At 62.1% G+C, this 2121-nt stretch carries 1 protein-coding gene and 1 pseudogene; both read left to right on the top strand.

Annotation, left to right across the window (positions count from 1 at the left end):
• Nucleotides 1–244 (top strand): annotated as a pseudogene (locus ABWP50_RS08450) (CDP-diacylglycerol O-phosphatidyltransferase); the annotation flags it as partial.
• 341 nt (nt 245–585) lie between these two features.
• On the top strand, nt 586–2121 hold a 1536-nt coding region (locus ABWP50_RS08445; RefSeq protein ID WP_353217553.1), incomplete at its 3' end, for a long-chain fatty acid--CoA ligase.

Below are 2121 nucleotides of genomic sequence, written 5' to 3'. Positions count from 1 at the left end.
AACCACGCTGGCTGGGGCGCTGGTGATGGTCTCCAGCCTGCCCAGTTACAGCTGGGGATCCATTCGCCTGCGGCCATCGATGCGACTGCCGTTGTTGGCCGCAATTGGCTTGCTCGCGGGCGCCTTGTTCACCAATCCTTGGCCCACGCTCGCCATATTATCCGTGCTTTACGCGGGCGCCTTGCCATTGGCGGTGAGATCCTATCGGCGGCGCAGCGTGCGCGATGCTGCCGGGGCCGCCTGAGCCAGCGTAAGCGGCGATGGCATCCAGCCGCCGCCGCGGTTGTGCCCGGCCTGATCACCGCTGCCGAGCAGCGCCGTGTGCAACACTGTGCGGGCATCACCCAGCATCAAGCCAACCAGCGCCCAAATGGCCAGACAAGCCAACATCATCAACATCATCGTCATTGCCCCAGTCCCTTCACCCGAATCCGGAACGGATGTTCCTTATCTGTTCCGATCATATGTTCTATAAATGTTCTTTTCGTCAAGCCCCTCTTTCACAGACGGCACTGGCAACGTAAGAACAGCCATCAGGCGCGTGGCCGGCAAAGCTGCTCGCGCCATAATCGCGTGGGGAGACGCATGATGCTGGGAACAATGCAGGATTGGCCGCTGCTGGTTGGCAAGCTGATTGACCATGCCGCCATCTATCACCCGACCCGGGAGATCGTGTCCCTCAGCTGTGAAGGCCCCAAGCATCGCACCAACTGGTCGCAGGTGCGAGGCCGCGCCCGGCAAGTCGCCGCTGCGCTGCGCACCCTGGGCATGCAGCCCGGCGACCGGATTGCCACGCTGGCGTGGAACACCTGGCGCCACGTCGAAAGCTGGTATGGTATTTCCGGCATGGGCGGCGTTGCCCACACCATCAATCCGCGCCTGTTTGAAGAACAGATCATCTACATCGCCAACCACGCCGAAGACCGTGTGTTATTCTTTGATCTGACGTTCGTGAAAATGGTCGAGAAGCTGGCGCCCAGCCTCCAGACGGTCGAACATTATGTCCTGCTGACCGACCGCGCCCATATGCCAACCGACTGCAGCCTGAACCTACTCTGCTACGAAGAGCTGCTGGCGCTGCAAAGCGTGGATGCGCCGTGGACCGAGGTGCCGGAAACCGCGCCGGCCGGCCTGTGCTACACCAGCGGCACCACCGGCAATCCCAAGGGCGTGCAATATAGCCATCGGTCCAATGTGCTGCACGCCATGGCAGCGAGCGCCACCGACACATTCGGCATGAGCGCGCGCACCACAGTGCTGCCCATCGCGCCCATGTATCACGCCAATGCCTGGTCCATCCCCTATACGGCGGCCTGCTGCGGCGCGAAGCTGGTGATGGGCGGCCCGAACTTCGATCCGCCAACCTTGCACAAGCTGATCATCGAGGAAGAGGTTGATCTTGCGCTGGCCGTGCCGACCATCTGGCTGGGCATGATGCAATATCTGGAGAAAACCGGCGAAACCCTCGGCAAGCTGGACAGGACGGCGATCGGTGGTTCGGCGGTGCCGCGCGCGATGTTCGAACGCTATGACCAGCTCGGCGTGAAAGTGCTGCAATTGTGGGGCATGACCGAAATGTCCCCGCTCGGCACGATGGGCGCCGGCATCCCGGAAACCGATGCCTTGCCCTATGATCAGCAGCTCGACATCCGGATCAAGCAGGGCCGCGGCGTTTTCGGCGTCGAGATGAAGATCGTGGACGACGATGATCAGGAGCTGCCGCGCGATGGCAAGGCGTTCGGCCGGTTGCTGGTGCGCGGGCCGTGGATTGTCGGCAGCTATTTCAAGGGCGAAGGCCTCAGCGCCTTCACGCCCGATGGCTGGTTCGATACTGGCGATGTCGCCACGCTCGATCCGCTGGGCTACATGCAGATTGTCGATCGCGCCAAGGATGTGATCAAATCCGGCGGCGAATGGGTGTCGTCGATCGATCTTGAAAATGTCGCGGTGGGTGCGCCTGGCGTTGCCGAAGCGTGCGTGATCGGCGTGCACCATCCCAAATGGGACGAACGCCCGCTGCTGCTGGTGGTGGCCAAAGACGGCGCCAGCGTCACCAAAGCCGGCGTGCTGGCCTATCTTGAAGGCAAGATTGCCAAGTGGTGGACGCCAGACGATGTGCTG

It is taken from the genome of Sandarakinorhabdus sp. (genome assembly GCF_040398645.1).
In the GTDB taxonomy this organism is placed as follows: domain Bacteria; phylum Pseudomonadota; class Alphaproteobacteria; order Sphingomonadales; family Sphingomonadaceae; genus Sandarakinorhabdus.
This window is presented reverse-complemented; position numbering and strand designations above follow the sequence as displayed.